Here is a 13,461-nt window from a genome sequence, read left to right on the forward strand (position 1 = left end):
TCCGCCGCTACATCATCTGGCGAAACCGCCATGCCGACGACCGGCACCTACGCGCCGTCGTCGACAGGGCGAACGTTGCCTGATGCGGCACTAGCCTGGGTCCTGCGTGATCTGCCCGTCGAGCTGGTGGGCCAGGTCCGCGCCGACCGCGTGATGCGGCTGCCGAAACCACTGCGGATGCAGGGCGTCAACGGCCGGCCGCCCAAGCACGGCCCGGAGTTCCGCTTCACCGAACCGGAGACCTGGCCCGAGCCCGCGATCACCGACACCACCAACTACGGCAAGGCCGAAATCCAGGCGTGGGACCGGGTCCACCCAAGACTCACCCACCGCTCCTCATGGCTCGACCACGACGGTGAACTACCCCTTGTCGAGGGAACATTGATGGGGCTGAAGGTCGAGCATCTGTCGAAGGACCGGGATGCCCCGCCGGTATGGTTATGGTCCTCGAAGACCGGAGCCACCCCGGACGACGTGGACCGGTTCTGGCAGGCATTTGTCCCCCGCTTCGACCTGGAGCACACCTTCCGCTTCGCGAAGCAGAGCCCGGCCCGGAGGATCTCGGTCGCCGCGATGTGCTGCTACCGGCCCGGCGCAGGGCCCCGGCTCATCTACCGGCCCCGCTTCCACTCGCTCCTCAAAGGAGCACGCAAGAGCTTCTCCCGGCAGGGCTGTCGCGATCTCCTACGGCCCGGACTTGAATCCCGTGGAAGGCGTCTGGTCTCTGCTGCGGCGAGGGCCGATGGCCAATACCGCGTTCACCGACCCCGGCCACCTCACCCGGACCCTCCGCCGAGGTCTGGCACACATCCAGCGCCGTCCCGAACTCATCGGCGGCTGCCTCGCCGAGACCGGACTGGCTCTCGCCTCAGGTCACCGCTCTCGCTGGGTCGTCGCGGGACGGCCGCGGTGCCGCCTGGCATGGCCGCGGTTCCTCCGCGCGTTCCCGTCACGCGTGAGCCCCGAGAGGCGACTGCCGCTGCGGTGCATGATCACCGCCGGCGTGTCGGCATGTGCTGAAGCGTGCTGGCTCGGGAACGTTCGCGACCTCTACATCGTCTACAGTGCAGTAGACGGTCTACTTTCTTGTAGTCGGTCGTGCCGTGTTGTTCATCCAGTTCAGCTCGTCCTCAGGAAAGGGCCTTGACCGTATGGCCACACTGATGCAGCCGGCCTCACTCCCCGCCGTGATCGGGCTCGGCCTTCAGGCGCAGTGCGCTGTGTTCGGGGTTCTGGACGTCCGCGCCGAGGCTCCGTGCGGCCGGCCGAGCGCCAAGCCTGCGGGGAGGCATCGGTGATGTCGGCCTTCGACGGTTCCTCCATCGACGGGTCCGTTTACGAAGACGTGATGAACGAGGCGCAGCGCGCTCCTGGCTGGCTGGACGGCCTGGTGTCGTTCTGGTCGACGTTCGGGCTTGTGGTGTTCGCCGTGCTCATGGTCGTCGGCTGGTGGCGGGCGCGTCCGGCCGGGCCTCAAGCTGCGGCGGCGGCGCTTGCCGTCCCCGGCTTCGTGCTCGTGGCGTACGGCGTGGACATGCTGGTGAAGCTGGTTGTACGCGAGGACCGGCCGTGTCAGAGCCTGCATGTGAGGACGCTGGAAGCGTGTCCGGCACCGGGTGACTGGTCTTTCCCCAGCAACCACGCGGCGATCGCGGCCGCGGCTGCCGTGGGCCTGATGTTCGTCTCGCGCCGACTCGGAGCGGTCGCGATCGTGGCGGCTCTGGCGATGGCCGCCTGCCGGGTGTGGGTGGGCGCGCACTACCCGCACGACGCTGTGGCCGGGTTGATCGTCGGCACGCTCGTATCGATGGCTGGGACGGGTGTGCTGCGCCAGGGGTCGCAAAGCCTGGCGCGCCGGCTGACACCCAAGCGTCTGGGGGCCCGGCTTTGAGGATCATGAAGCGCCGTGATGTGGCGGACCTTGCGGGAAGCGTCGGCGTCGGCGCGTGGGCCGCGTTCGGAATGCTGGCCGCCATCGTCGTCAGCGGTGCCGGTGGGGCATCCGACAGTCTCCTGACGTGGTCGCTCGATCACCGTCCGGCGGCGGCGCTGGCCCCGATGCGTGCGGTGACCGCCACCGGCACCGGCGTCATCCCCTACACGCTGGCAGTGCTGGCCGGCTTCACGGCCGGACGGACCGCGCGGCACCGGATCTTCGCCGCGGCCCTGTGCCTGCTGTGTCTGGCCGCGGGGCAGGCGCTGCGCTATGCGGTGATGGAGCTGGTGCACCGGGCCCGGCCTCCGCACGCGGACTGGGCCACACACGCCTCCGGGTGGTCGTTCCCCTCGGGCCACAGCACCACGGGCGCCCTCACGGCGGGGCTGCTGATCATCGCGGTGACCCTGCGGGCTCCGCGTGAAGCGACAGCGCTGCGACTGGTCATCGGTTGCTGGGGTGCGCTGGTGGGCCTGAGTCGCGTCTATCTCGGAGTGCACTGGACCACGGATGTCATCGCAGGCTGGCTGTTCGCCGTCGGCTGGCTCGGCATGTGTCTGTGGTCATCGGCCCGGTGGCTGCCCGGATCGTTCGTCGAGGGCATGATTCTGCGGCCCGGCCAAGGGAGGCGCTCGTGCGCTCCAAGATCCTGATCGTTGAGGACGACCATGCTCTGCGGGACGCACTGCGCCGCGGGCTGTCCGACGACTTCGATCCCGTACTCGCCACCGACGGTGCGATGGCCCTGCGGCTGGCCACCCCCGCCGTTTCGGCAGCAGTCCTGGACATCGGACTGCCCGACGCCGATGGCCGAGACGTGTGCCAGGCCATGCGGGCCAATGGGTTCCCGGGGCCCGTGATCTTCCTGACTGCCCGCCAGGGGCTCACCGACCGGCTGGCCGGGTTCTCCGCCGGCGGGGACGACTATCTGCCCAAGCCCTTCCATCTCGCCGAACTCGCGGCCCGGTTGAGAGCCCAGCTGAAGAGAACCACTCCACGGCCGGTCGCTTTGACGGGTGATCTGGTGTTGGACGCCGTCGACCACACCGTGACAGCTCACGGCGCGCCGGTCGCCTTGTCCCCGACGGAATTCCGGATCCTGGCCACGCTCGTTGCCGCCGACGGCACGATCGTGCGCCGCATCGACCTGGTTCGGGCCGGCTGGCCCGAGGGCGCGCAGGTCAGTGACAACACCCTGGATCAGTATCTGACCCGGCTGCGCCGCAAGCTGCGTGAGGCAGGCAGCGGCTTGAGCCTCGGCACAGCCCGCGGGATCGGACATCGTCTGTCATGACCGGATCTCTGCGCCGCATGGTGCCCAGTACGCTGAGGGGCCGGCTCTCCCTGGTGGCGCTGACCACTGCGGCGCTGCTGATGACGGTTCTGACCGTGGTGTTCAACGTCGTGATGGACCGGCACCTGCAGCACCAGGCGGACAGCGAACTGCATGCGCGGGGGGCCGCAGTTGCCGCCACCGTCGACACCAGCGGCTCCCGGGTGCGTGTCCTGGAGACTGCCAACGACCGTCTCCTCGACACGAATGTGTGGATCTACGCGGGCGGGCGCCTGCTGGAGAGGCCTGCGTCCGCCGCGGCGGGCGGTGCGCTGACCCAGGCGGCAGACCGGCTGGCCGCGCAGCGTGAGAACGCCTGCGCGACGGTCCAAAGACCTCAGCCCGTCCGGCTGTGTTCGCTGGCCGTGTCCGGCCACCGGGCCGCCTCGGTCGTCACCGCCCTTGGCCTTGGCCCCTACCGGAGTTCCGCCGACACCCTGCTGTTGGGGTCAGTGGTTCTGGACGCCGTGATGCTCGGGTGCACCTACGTGCTCACCCGTCTGTCCGTCGGCCGGGCCCTGCGTCCGGTGAGGACCATGACCGACCAGGCCACCCACTGGAGTGCCGTGGGCTCGGACGACCGTTTCGGTGCCGCGGATCAGCCGGCCGAACTTGCCCGTCTGGGTACGTCTCTGGACGCACTCCTGAACCGCATACGCACGGTGTTGCGCCATGAGCAGCAACTGACCGGGGAGCTGTCTCACGAGTTGCGCACCCCGCTCGCCCGGATCGTCATCGAGCTCGACTGGCTTCAGGCCCGGTCCCGTTCGGCCGAGGAGGCCCGTGCCGCCCACGCGGTGGTGGCCGAGGCCGCACAGTCCATGCGCACGATCTGCGACACCCTCCTCGACGACGCCCGCGAGAGCGCGCAGAACCCGGCGAGGGTCCCGGGCACGACCGATGTCGTGCCCGTCCTCAGACACCTGCTTCAGCACATGGAGTGCCCGGAGCGGATCAAGACCACGCTGCAGACCGAAGCCCTGGTGCTACAGGCGGGGGTGGCGCCCGCGCTCCTGGAACGGCTCCTCAGTCCTCTGCTCGCCAATGCCGCCCGCTACGCACAGTCGAACGTGACGGTGTCCGCCCGGCGAATGCCCGGCACGGTAGGAATCGATGTCATCGACGACGGTCCCGGCGTGCCGAAGGCTTTCGCCGGCGCGTTGTTCCGGCCAGGGCAACGCGCCGATGAAGGCGACGGGCACGACGGCGCGGGTCTGGGACTGCCGCTCGCACGACGTCTGGCCCGCGCCGTCGGCGGCGAGGTCGCCTACGATCCCACGCACGCGCCCGGTGCCAGGTTCACCGTCAGCCTGCCGGCCGGCTGACCCGTTCCTGCTCAGCGGTCCGTGCCGAACAGGTCCTGCGCTCGCGCGCCTGGGCACAGGCCATCAGGCTGATCAGGATGGCGAGGAGGACTGCGGAAGATCCCGCGGTACCAAGGTCCAGACCGCCTTTCGTCACTGGCTTGGTGAGGAAGTCGCCGGCAGTCGCGCCGAGGGGGCGGGTGAGCACGAAGGCGATCCAGAACAGCGTCACGTTCGAGACCGCGGGCACCTTCCTCAGCGCGAGAAGCACCAGGAGCAGCCCGGTCACGAGCAGCGCGCCTCCGGCGTAGCCGAGACCCGAGCTGTCCGACAGGAAGTCTCCCATTGAGGTCCCGAGCGTGTTGGACACCAGGATCGCGGACCAGAAGAGGGCCTCGGCACGGAAGCTGACGATCTCGCGGATCTGGAACGTCATGCCGCTCACCTTCCACAGGAGGAAGATCGCCAGAAGGACGGAGATCAGGATCGCTGCCCCCGCCGGGTAGCCGAGGCCGAGGCCCTGGGGTCCCCAGCCGAGGGAGGTCGCCCCGTCCGAGAGGTATTTCGCGCCGGCGTCGCGGTTCATGAAGTCGGACATCGTGGTGCCGGCCATGCTGGTCGAGAGGATTACGGTCCAGTAGAAGTACGGGTTGTAGTGGCGGGAACGCAGCTGGACGGCCAGCGTCGCCACGAAGATCGCGAACAGGGCGATGGTGGTGAGGAAGTAGCCGAGTTTCAGTGTCTGCGCGAACAGGTCGCCCGCTGTCTCGCCCAGAGTCGTCGCGGCAATCTTCATGATCCAGAATGCGGGCGTGACTTCGGGCAGTTTCCTCGCCACCGCTGCGGCCGTCGTCGACGTGCTCACCGCGTCGATGTCGGTGACGATCTCTGGTCTCTCCATCGTGGTGCTCCCGTTCGGCCGAACACCAGAACGCCCGCACCGAAACGCGGGCGGGCGCTCTGCTGATGTGAGCCGGCCACAAAGAAGCGGCCGGCCTTCTCGACCGTGGCACGGCAAGCCTGAACGCGGCCTGAACGCCTGCTGTGCGACGGGTCAGGCGATCGGCCGGGCCCGCTCCGGCTCGGTGACGTCCTTGCGGGTGACGACGAGGTAGACCACCATCCCCAGGATCACCGCCAGGAACAGCACGCTGGTCACCACCGTGCCCAGGCCCAGGCCCCCGTCTGCGGACGGCTGGGACAGGTAATCGCCGGTCGATGCGCCGAGCGGGCGGGTCAGGATGTAGGCGATCCAGAAACTCCCTACGGCGTTGAGGCCCAGTGCGAAATGCGCTATGGCGACAGCAGCGATCGCCAGGGCGAAGAGCACGGCGGACAGCAGGTAGCCGAGATTCATCTGTTCCGAGACGAGGTCACCGGCCGCTGTACCGAGGGCGAAGGTGAACAGGACGGCGAGCCAGTAGAAGGCTTCGCGGCCGGTGGTGTCGATGTGATGGATGGACAGCGTCCGCTCACGCCGGTACCAGACCGCGAACACGACCGTGAGGATCACGGCGAACACCGTGGTGCTGGTCTCCAGGGGCACGCCCATGCTGTCGGTGAGGTTGTCGCTGATCAGCGTGCCGACGACGCTGATCAGCGCCACGGCCGGCCAGTACACGCCGGCCTGGTACGCCTTCGTGCGGAACTGGACGGCGAGGGCTACCGCCAGCAGCGCGCCCATCAGCAGCGACACGCCAGTCAGGCTCAGCCCGGCCTTCTGGGCGAGCAAGTCCGCCGCGGTTTCCCCGACCGTCGTGCACAGCACCTTGATGACCCAGAAGTAGACGGTGACCTCGGGCACCTTGTTCCAGTGCGGCTGGCGACCGGGAGGCGCGGCAGAGCCGTGCGGCCCGGCCGTCGCGGAGGAGCTGGATGTCTCACATGTCATGGGCCTGACCGTGCCACCGCACACCTGAACGCATCCTGACTGCCGCCGTGGGCGTCAGGGCGGCCCGAGGATCATGTGCGGTCGATTCCGACATGACAGGACCGCCACACCGCTACGTGACAGGGAATCCGTGCGCGGACGCAGGCCCTGTCTGCAGCCCACGTTTGGGTGCAGCCTCCTTTCGATCATCTCGAGCGGTAGATTAGGCATGCCTAAGAAACGTTCACGCCATTTGTCGACATGGATGTAGACGTGGGCGAGGTGGATGTGCATGCCGCGTGGGCGGTTGCCGGAGAGCGGGAGAGAGATGTCGGGCAGAGGTCGAGACGATAGGCGTCCGCACGGTGAGCTCCTCGCGGACGTGCTCGCGGTGCTGTGGGAGGCCGGTGAGCCCATGACCGCGCAGCAGGTCAATGCGGCGCTCGACAAGGGACTGGCCAGGACGACGATGGCCACCATCCTGACCCGGCTCTACGAGAAGGGCACGCTGCGCCGGATCCCGTCGGGCCGAGGCTTCGCCTATGAACCAGTGGAGGACGCGGCCGGTCTGGTCGCCGGACGCATGCGCCGTGAGCTGGAGAGCGAGCCGCGTCGGGACCTGGTACTGAAGCGGTTCGTGTCCTCCCTGTCCGAGAACGACGAGGAGACGCTGCGGCGCCTGCTTCTCGAAGCCGAGGATGACTCCGAATGATGTTCGTCCTGGTCCTGGTCATGGTCGTGCTGGCACTCGCGTTGCCGTGGGGTGCCGCGGCAGTGGCCCGCCGCCTGGCAGGGGTCCTCCCGCCCCGGGAGGCGTGTTGGGCGCTGACGGCCGCGGCGCTTCTCATGGCCGGCGGCACGATCGCGGCGCTGATCGGGCTCTTTCATGTGCCCTTCCTCGCCTCGCTCGAGCAGGTGCCGCTCCCGCGGGTGCTGGAGGTCTGGCCGACGGCGGTCCCGGCCGCCGGTGCCGCCGGGTTGGCCATGCTCGTTCAGGCAGTTCTGCTGCTTCGACGCTGGCTCAAGCACCGAGCCGTGCTCAAGCGCGCCTGGCAGTTGGCAGCCCAGGCAACGGGCGCCGGGGACCTGCTGGTGGTGCCGGGGGACGACGTGGACGCCTTCGCGCTTCCTGGCTACCGGGGCCGCAGCGGCCGGATCATGGTGACCTCCGGCATGCTGCGAGTCCTCAGACCGGGCGAGCGCGAGGTGCTGCTGGCCCACGAGCGTGCCCACCTGTCCGGCCGTCACCACCTGCTCTCTGCCGTGGTCGACCTGTCCACGGCGGTTCACCCCGCCCTGCGAAGCCTCAGGGAGTCGCTGGGGTTTCACCTTGAGCGATGGGCGGACGAAGCGGCCGCCGCCGCCGTCGGGAACCGCAAGGTCGCGGCCGCTGCCATTGCCAGGGCGGCTCTGGCCGGATCCCACAGCCGCGACACCAGCGGCAGGTACCCGCTGCTGTCGGTGACGACCGGACCGGTACCCCAGCGGGTCGAAGCGTTGCTCCTGCCCGAGCCCGCGGCACCGCGGGGCGGGGCCCACCGGGCCGGTGCACTGGGCCTGGCGGTGACTGTGGCGGGTTCGGCGCTGGCCGCACTCGCGCTGGCCTACGGGCTGCACGAGTACGTGGAGTACGCGGCCGTCGCCGTACGAGGAGGCTGACACCACCGACCGGACAGCCGGTGGCGGCACCCAGGAGCGCAGGCGGGGTGCCGTCACTGCCGTATCGGGATCCGGGAGAGACGGCCGCGTCGGTCATCAAACGGTGCGAGCAGAGGGTCCGCCGCTCCGTCGAAGCGATCTGACCGGACCGACCCGGCTGTGTCGCGTCCGCAACCGGCCGGGGCCGGTGCTCATCTGCGCATCAGCCCTGCCTTACGCCCTGTGCTGGGCGCCTGCCGGCCGGACGCTGTGAGGTCGAGAATGTCGTCGGCGTGCCCGGCGCCGAGGGCGTGGTCGTGGGTGACGAGGACGACCGCAAGGCCCCGTTGGGTGCGCAGGGTGGCGAGGAGCGTCATGATGTCGGCCGCGGTACGGGAGTCGAGGGCGGAGGTCACCTCGTCGCACAGCAGCACATCGGGCTCGGCGGCCAGCGCGCGGGCGATGGCGACGCGCTGGCGTTGCCCGCCGGACAGTTCGTGGGGGCGGCGGCCGGCGTAATCAGGCGGCAGTCCGACGGCGGTGAGGAGTTCGGCGACGCGGCTGTCGCACGCGGCGGCGGGCAGGCTGAAGTGGAGCTTCAGCGGCCGGGTGAGGGTGGCGCCGACGGTGTGGGCGGGGTTGAGGGCGCCGAGCGGGTTCTGCGGTACGAGCTGGATGCGGCGGCGCTGGTCCCGGGTGCGCCGCCGGTACGGACCGGCGAGCTGCTCATCGCCGAGGGTGACGGCGCCACTGGCCGGCGGGTGGAGGCCTGTGATGACGCGGACCAGGGTGGTCTTGCCGCACCCTGAGGGGCCGACGACCGCGGTGAGGGTGCCTCGGGTCAGGTCGAGGTCGAGGTCGGCCAGGACCGGGCGGCGCGAGGGACCGGTTCCGTGATGGGCGCCGAGGCCGCGGACGGTCACCACCGCTCCCCGCTCGCGGGCCGGTCGCGGGGCCGTGCCGGGGGCGGGCCGTGGTGGGGGCGGGACGAGAGCGGGCACGGCGGGAAGCAGGGCGAGGGTGTCGTCGGCGCAGCGGGCGACGAAGTCGGGGTCGTGGCTGGTGAGAGCGATGGCGATGCGGTCTCGGGTGGCGAGGTGGCGCAGCAGGCCGGCGATCTCGTCACGCAGGGCGGGATCGAGGCCGGCGGTGGGCTCGTCAAGGAGGAGGATGTCGGGGCGGCGTGCGAGGGCGCGGGCGAGAGCGACGCGGCGCTGCTGGCCTCCGGAGAGGCCGGCGGTGCGGCGGCGTTCGAGGTGCTCGTCGGTCGGCAGGTGGACGAGGCGCAGCAGCTCGGCGACGGTCGTGCGGTCCGTCCGGGGGGCGGTCTCGGTGATGATGCGCCCGGCGCGCATCCGCGGGTTGAGGCCGGAGCCGGGGTCCTGGCCGACAAAGGCGAGGCGGTGGCGGCGCAGTCGGCGGAGCCGGTCGGCCGGCAGGGCGAGGATGTTCTCGCCCAGCACGGTGACGCTGCCCGAGGTGATGCGGGCGCCGTCCGGGAGGGCTCCGATGAGCGCCGACAGCAGCGTGGTCTTGCCGGCGCCGGAGGGGCCGGTGATGGCCTGGATGCGGCCCGGGGTGAGCGTCAAAGTGGCGTCGTCGAGGAGGCGTGAGGTGCCCAGGGCGACGGACACGCCGGTGACCGTGGCGACGGGAGGGGGGGTGCTCACAGTGGTGTCTCCGGGGTGGGCCGGGCCGGGGCGAGGGCTTCGGCGGCGAGGTTGACGCTGACGGCGAGCAGTCCGATGGCCAGGCACGGCGCGGCCACGGCCCACGGGTTGAGGGTGATGCCGGCGGCGTTCTCACGGATCATCAGAGCCCAGTCGGCCTGGGGAGGCTGCGGGCCGAGCTGGAGGAAGGCGGCGACGGAGACGACGTAGACGCCTTCGACGAAGCGCAGTCCGAACAGGGCGAGGAGGGTGGCACGCAGGTTGGGCAGCACTTCGCGCACGGCGAGATGGCACAGGCGTTCCCCGCCTGCGGCTGCCGCTTCGACGTAGCCGGTGGCGGCGATCGGTGCGGCCGCGGCGGCGACGATCCGCACGGCGTAGGGAATGCCGAGGACGGTGGCGGCCGCGCCGATGGCGAGGCGTCCTCCGCCGGGCCAGGCGAGGGCGATGAGCATGATGCCCAGGACGGCCGGCAGGAGGATGGCGAGGTCGGCCGCGCGTTCGATCCACCGGCCGAGGCCGGGCCGCAGCGCGGCGATGATCCCGAGGGCGGTGGCGGTGGCGGTGACGACGGCGGCGATGCCCAGAGCGGTTGCGATGAGGGGTGCTCCGCCGGCCAGCAGGCGGCTGAGGACGTCGCGGCCCAGGACGTCGCCGCCGAGGACGGCACCGCTCCCGGAGGTGGCATAGGGGAAGGTCAGCGGGGTGTCGGTGGCGTGGGGGGCAAGAAGCGGACCGGTCAGGGCGAGCAGGACGAGCAGTGCGGCGGGCACGGCTCGTAGGATGCCTCGCTTCCGCTGGAGGTGGCGGGGGGTGCGCGTCGGTGTACGGCCTGCGGCTGGGGTGCCGGTCTTGGCGGGGTCGCTCATCGTCGCTCTCCCAGTGCGGTGGTGCGGATGAGGTCGGTGAGCAGCAGGAGCATGCTGATGGTGGTGCCTGCCGCGGCGACGACTCCGGCGACGAGCGGGGTGTCGCGGTCTGTGACGGCGCCGGCCAGGACCGCGCCGATACCGGGGTAGTTGAAGAGGGTCTCGACGACGACGGCGCCTCCCAGGAGCATGCCCGCGGACGTGGCGATGCCTGCGGCGACGGCGGGCAGGGCTCCGGGCAGCATGTGGTGGGTGAGGATGCGGCGGCGTGGGAGGCCGTCGAGGACGGCGGCCTTCACGTGCGGCAGGGCTGCCTGGTCGGCGAGCGCACCGCGCACGATCCGGGTGTTCCAGCCGATCTGAGGGATCGCCAGGGCGAGCAGCGGCAGGACGAGCATGGTCCAGGACTCGGGGGCGCCGTCGGCTCCGGTGAGCGTGACGGCGGGCAGCCAGCCGGTCCACTGGGACAGGAGCAGCAGCAGGGCGACGGAGACGACGAACTCCGGCAACGCGTAGGCGGTGGTGGCCAGGGCGTCGGTGGTGCGGTCGGCCCGCCCGCCGGGGCGCAGCGTGGCCCAGCTTCCGAGGAGCAGGGCGCCGCCGAGGGCGAGGACGAGGGCGAGGACGCCGAGCACAAGGGTGTTGGGGAAGGGGCCGGCGAGTACGTCGGTGACGTGCTCGCCGCGGGCGGTGGTGCCGAGGTCACCGGTGGGCAGTGCCGTCATCCAGTCCCAGAAGCGTGTGGCGAGCGGCCGGTCCAGGCCCAGGGCGGTGCGACGGGCCGCTAGTTCGGACGCACTGGCGCCGCGGTCGGAAGTGGCGCCGGCGGCATCGCCCGGCAGGATTTCGACGGCGGCGAACACGGCGGCGACCAGCACGACGAGCATGGCCAGGCGGCGGGCGGCGAGCCGGGCGGCCCGGCCCGCGCCTTCGAGGATGCGGGCCGGGCCGCGGGGCGGCGTGGGAACGGGCGCGCCGCTCGGGTGGAACGTGGTCAACGTGCCAGCCAGGTCTTCTCGAGCTGGACTCGGCCGTACCCCGGAAGCTTGGGCAGGCTGCGGACCGCGGAGCCGGCGAGATCGATGCCGTCGGCCATGCCCCACAGCAGGTAGCCGGACTCGGCGTGCTCGATCTCCTGGAGCTGGTGCAGCAGTTCGCCGCGCTCGGTGACGTCGGTGGTGGCCATGGCCTTGCGGTAGGTCTTGTCGAAGACGGCGTTCTTCCAGCCGGTCTCGTTCTGGCCCGCGTCGGAGAGCATGGTCTTGGACGCGAAGAAGACCACCGAGTCGTTGGTGCCCCAATAGGTGGTGTACAGGTCGCCCTTGAGCCAGGTGCCGTCCCAGAAGGCCTTGGAGTCCTGCTTGACGACCTTGATCTTCACGCCGGCTTCGCGGGCCTGGGTGGCGAAGAGGGTCGCGGACTCGGCGAGGCCGGCGATGTCCTCGGTGGTGAGCAGCTCGTAGGTCTTGGAGGTGTCGAATCCGGCGCCGGCGAGCAGGTGCCTGGCCTTCGCGATGTCGCGCCTGCGCTGGGGGATGTCCTTGGCGAAGGCGGGGTCGCCGGTGCCGAGGATGTCGTTGGCGACGGTGCCGTAGCCGGAGAGGACCTGTTCGACCATGGCGTCGCGGTCGACCACGAGCCGGAGGGCTTCGCGTACCCGTGGGTCGGCGAACGGGCCATCGGCGGTGCGCATGACGATGGGCATCGCCATGTCGTCCGGGCGGCGCAGGACTTGCACGTCCTTGCGTGTGCGGGCCGTGCGGGCCGCGACGGCGCCGACGTTGGAGGCGAGGTCGATCTGCCCGGCCAGCAGGGCGTTGGCCATGGCCTGCGGGCTTTCGAAGATCTTCACCTCGATGGCGTCGAGGAGGACCTTGCCGCCGTACCAGTCGTCGTTGCGCACCAGGCGGGCGTTGCCGTCGCGGTACCAGTCGAGCTTGAAGGGGCCGGTGCCCGGGGCGGTGGCGAGCCGGCTGTCCTTGGTGTCCTTCTTGAGGACGAAGGTGGTCAGTCGGGTCAGCAGCGGCAGGTCGGCGTTGGGGTAGTCGGAGTGCAGGACGAGGGTCCTGGCGTCTTCGGCCGTGATGGACTCGGGCCGGATACCGGGCAGACGTGCGCTGCCGGCCGGGGTGTTGCGCAGCCGCTTGAGCGACCAGACCATGTCCTCGGCGGTGACGGGAGTGCCGTCGTGGAAGGTGGCGCCTTCGGCGAGGACGAAGCGCCAGGTCTTCAGATCCGCCGACGGCTTCCAGGAGGCGGCCAGGCGGGGGACGCTGTTGGCGGTGTCTCCGGGAATCGCGAGCGTGTCATAGATCAGGCTGATGATCAGGTAGTCGCTCTCGTTCGCCTGTGTGCCGTGCGGGTCGCGGGTGATCGCGGCGGCCTTGCCGAGGGCGCCGACCCTCAGCGTGCCGCCCGCGCGGGGCTTCTCATGCGCCCCGCCCGCAGTCGCGTTGTCCTTGGAGTCGCCGCTGCCGCTGCTGCAGGCGGCAAGTATTCCGGCCACACCGATTCCGGTGCCGGCCCACAGCAGCTGTCGTCTGGTGACACCCACGTCTGATCCTCGTCTCAGGGGTTCGTACTCAGTTTGCTTAGCCTTACCTAACCGATTCCAGCCAGGCTGCGCAAGCGGCCCTGGAGCGCTCCGGCCGCATCCAGGCCATCCCGCCAGGACCGCAACTTGTCTGCTCAGAACGGGAATTGAGCATGCGTCACCAGCTCCCGATGCGGCCGAAACTGAGACTACGTTTATGTAGTCAATCACATCGGTTAGGGTTGCCTAACCAGCAGGCCGTTGTTACGTTTCCGGTGTCCGGCAGCACCTACGAGCCGCTGCGGACC

General features: G+C 70.3%; 12 protein-coding genes and 3 pseudogenes. 9 read left to right on the plus strand and 6 right to left on the minus strand.

Translation table 11 applies throughout. The annotated features are described in order from the left end of the window. The 7 genes and pseudogenes from ACWCQK_RS37905 to ACWCQK_RS37935 all read left to right on the plus strand — a co-directional run. Window positions 1–83 (plus strand): annotated as a pseudogene (locus ACWCQK_RS37905) (transposase); the annotation flags it as partial. Window positions 84–90: 7 nt separating this feature from the next. Continuing rightward, a pseudogene (locus ACWCQK_RS37910) lies at window positions 91–546 on the plus strand (transposase); the annotation flags it as partial. 6 nt (window positions 547–552) lie between these two features. Next, a pseudogene (locus ACWCQK_RS37915) lies at window positions 553–865 on the plus strand (IS630 family transposase); the annotation flags it as partial. Window positions 866–1,294: 429 nt separating this feature from the next. Then, complete coding sequence (locus ACWCQK_RS37920) at window positions 1,295–1,891, plus strand: phosphatase PAP2 family protein (protein ID WP_451163141.1); 597 nt, start codon at window positions 1,295–1,297, stop codon at window positions 1,889–1,891. Window positions 1,892–1,896: 5 nt separating this feature from the next. Then, window positions 1,897–2,589, plus strand: a complete 693-nt coding sequence (locus tag ACWCQK_RS37925; RefSeq protein WP_451163143.1) for a phosphatase PAP2 family protein — start codon at window positions 1,897–1,899, stop codon at window positions 2,587–2,589. Next, window positions 2,571–3,230 (plus strand): response regulator transcription factor, encoded by a 660-nt coding sequence (locus ACWCQK_RS37930; protein ID WP_451163145.1) that lies wholly within the window; start codon window positions 2,571–2,573, stop codon window positions 3,228–3,230. Before ACWCQK_RS37925 ends, ACWCQK_RS37930 begins: the two co-directional genes overlap by 19 nt. Beyond that, window positions 3,227–4,594 carry a sensor histidine kinase gene (locus ACWCQK_RS37935; RefSeq protein WP_451163147.1) on the plus strand — a complete coding sequence of 456 codons (1,368 nt, stop codon included), beginning with the start codon at window positions 3,227–3,229 and terminating at the stop codon, window positions 4,592–4,594. The genes ACWCQK_RS37930 and ACWCQK_RS37935 overlap by 4 nt, the downstream gene beginning before the upstream one ends. Here ACWCQK_RS37935 and ACWCQK_RS37940 read toward each other — a convergent pair. Together ACWCQK_RS37940 and ACWCQK_RS37945 are read right to left on the minus strand one after the other, a co-directional pair. Beyond that, window positions 4,575–5,438 (minus strand): COG4705 family protein, encoded by an 864-nt coding sequence (locus tag ACWCQK_RS37940; RefSeq protein WP_451163149.1) that lies wholly within the window; start codon window positions 5,436–5,438, stop codon window positions 4,575–4,577. The genes ACWCQK_RS37935 and ACWCQK_RS37940 overlap by 20 nt on opposite strands. A gap of 189 nt (window positions 5,439–5,627) precedes the next feature. Next, window positions 5,628–6,464 (minus strand): COG4705 family protein, encoded by an 837-nt coding sequence (locus ACWCQK_RS37945; RefSeq protein WP_451163151.1) that lies wholly within the window; start codon window positions 6,462–6,464, stop codon window positions 5,628–5,630. A gap of 307 nt (window positions 6,465–6,771) precedes the next feature. Between ACWCQK_RS37945 and ACWCQK_RS37950 the strand changes: the two genes are divergently transcribed. After that, window positions 6,772–7,155, plus strand: coding sequence for a BlaI/MecI/CopY family transcriptional regulator (locus ACWCQK_RS37950; protein ID WP_451163153.1), 384 nt, complete (start codon window positions 6,772–6,774; stop codon window positions 7,153–7,155). Further along, window positions 7,152–8,102, plus strand: coding sequence for a M56 family metallopeptidase (locus ACWCQK_RS37955; protein ID WP_451163155.1), 951 nt, complete (start codon window positions 7,152–7,154; stop codon window positions 8,100–8,102). The genes ACWCQK_RS37950 and ACWCQK_RS37955 overlap by 4 nt, the downstream gene beginning before the upstream one ends. Window positions 8,103–8,293: 191 nt before the next feature. Here ACWCQK_RS37955 and ACWCQK_RS37960 read toward each other — a convergent pair whose 3' ends face one another. The 4 genes from ACWCQK_RS37960 to ACWCQK_RS37975 form a co-directional block, all read right to left on the minus strand. Further along, complete coding sequence (locus ACWCQK_RS37960) at window positions 8,294–9,751, minus strand: ABC transporter ATP-binding protein (protein ID WP_451163157.1); 1,458 nt, start codon at window positions 9,749–9,751, stop codon at window positions 8,294–8,296. Next, complete coding sequence (locus tag ACWCQK_RS37965; RefSeq protein WP_451163159.1) at window positions 9,748–10,524, minus strand: ABC transporter permease; 777 nt, start codon at window positions 10,522–10,524, stop codon at window positions 9,748–9,750. Before ACWCQK_RS37965 ends, ACWCQK_RS37960 begins: the two co-directional genes overlap by 4 nt. A 92-nt stretch (window positions 10,525–10,616) precedes the next feature. Next, window positions 10,617–11,630: an ABC transporter permease gene (locus ACWCQK_RS37970; RefSeq protein ID WP_451163199.1), complete on the minus strand. Its 1,014-nt coding sequence runs from the start codon at window positions 11,628–11,630 to the stop codon at window positions 10,617–10,619. Then, the gene (locus ACWCQK_RS37975; protein ID WP_451163161.1) at window positions 11,615–13,174 is read right to left on the minus strand and encodes an ABC transporter substrate-binding protein; all 1,560 of its coding nucleotides are present in this window, start codon (window positions 13,172–13,174) and stop codon (window positions 11,615–11,617) included. The genes ACWCQK_RS37970 and ACWCQK_RS37975 overlap by 16 nt, the downstream gene beginning before the upstream one ends. Window positions 13,175–13,461 lie beyond the last annotated feature (287 nt).

It is taken from the genome of Streptomyces sp. NPDC002306 (assembly GCF_053593435.1).

Coding starts and splice junctions, on each gene's coding strand:
- ACWCQK_RS37950 (WP_451163153.1), top strand. CDS start 6,772: ATGTCGGGCAGAGGTCGAGACGATAGGCGTCCGCACGGTGAGCTCCTC.
- ACWCQK_RS37955 (WP_451163155.1), top strand. CDS start 7,152: ATGATGTTCGTCCTGGTCCTGGTCATGGTCGTGCTGGCACTCGCGTTG.
- ACWCQK_RS37925 (WP_451163143.1), top strand. CDS start 1,897: ATGAAGCGCCGTGATGTGGCGGACCTTGCGGGAAGCGTCGGCGTCGGC.
- ACWCQK_RS37945 (WP_451163151.1), bottom strand. CDS start 6,464: ATGACATGTGAGACATCCAGCTCCTCCGCGACGGCCGGGCCGCACGGC.
- ACWCQK_RS37935 (WP_451163147.1), top strand. CDS start 3,227: ATGACCGGATCTCTGCGCCGCATGGTGCCCAGTACGCTGAGGGGCCGG.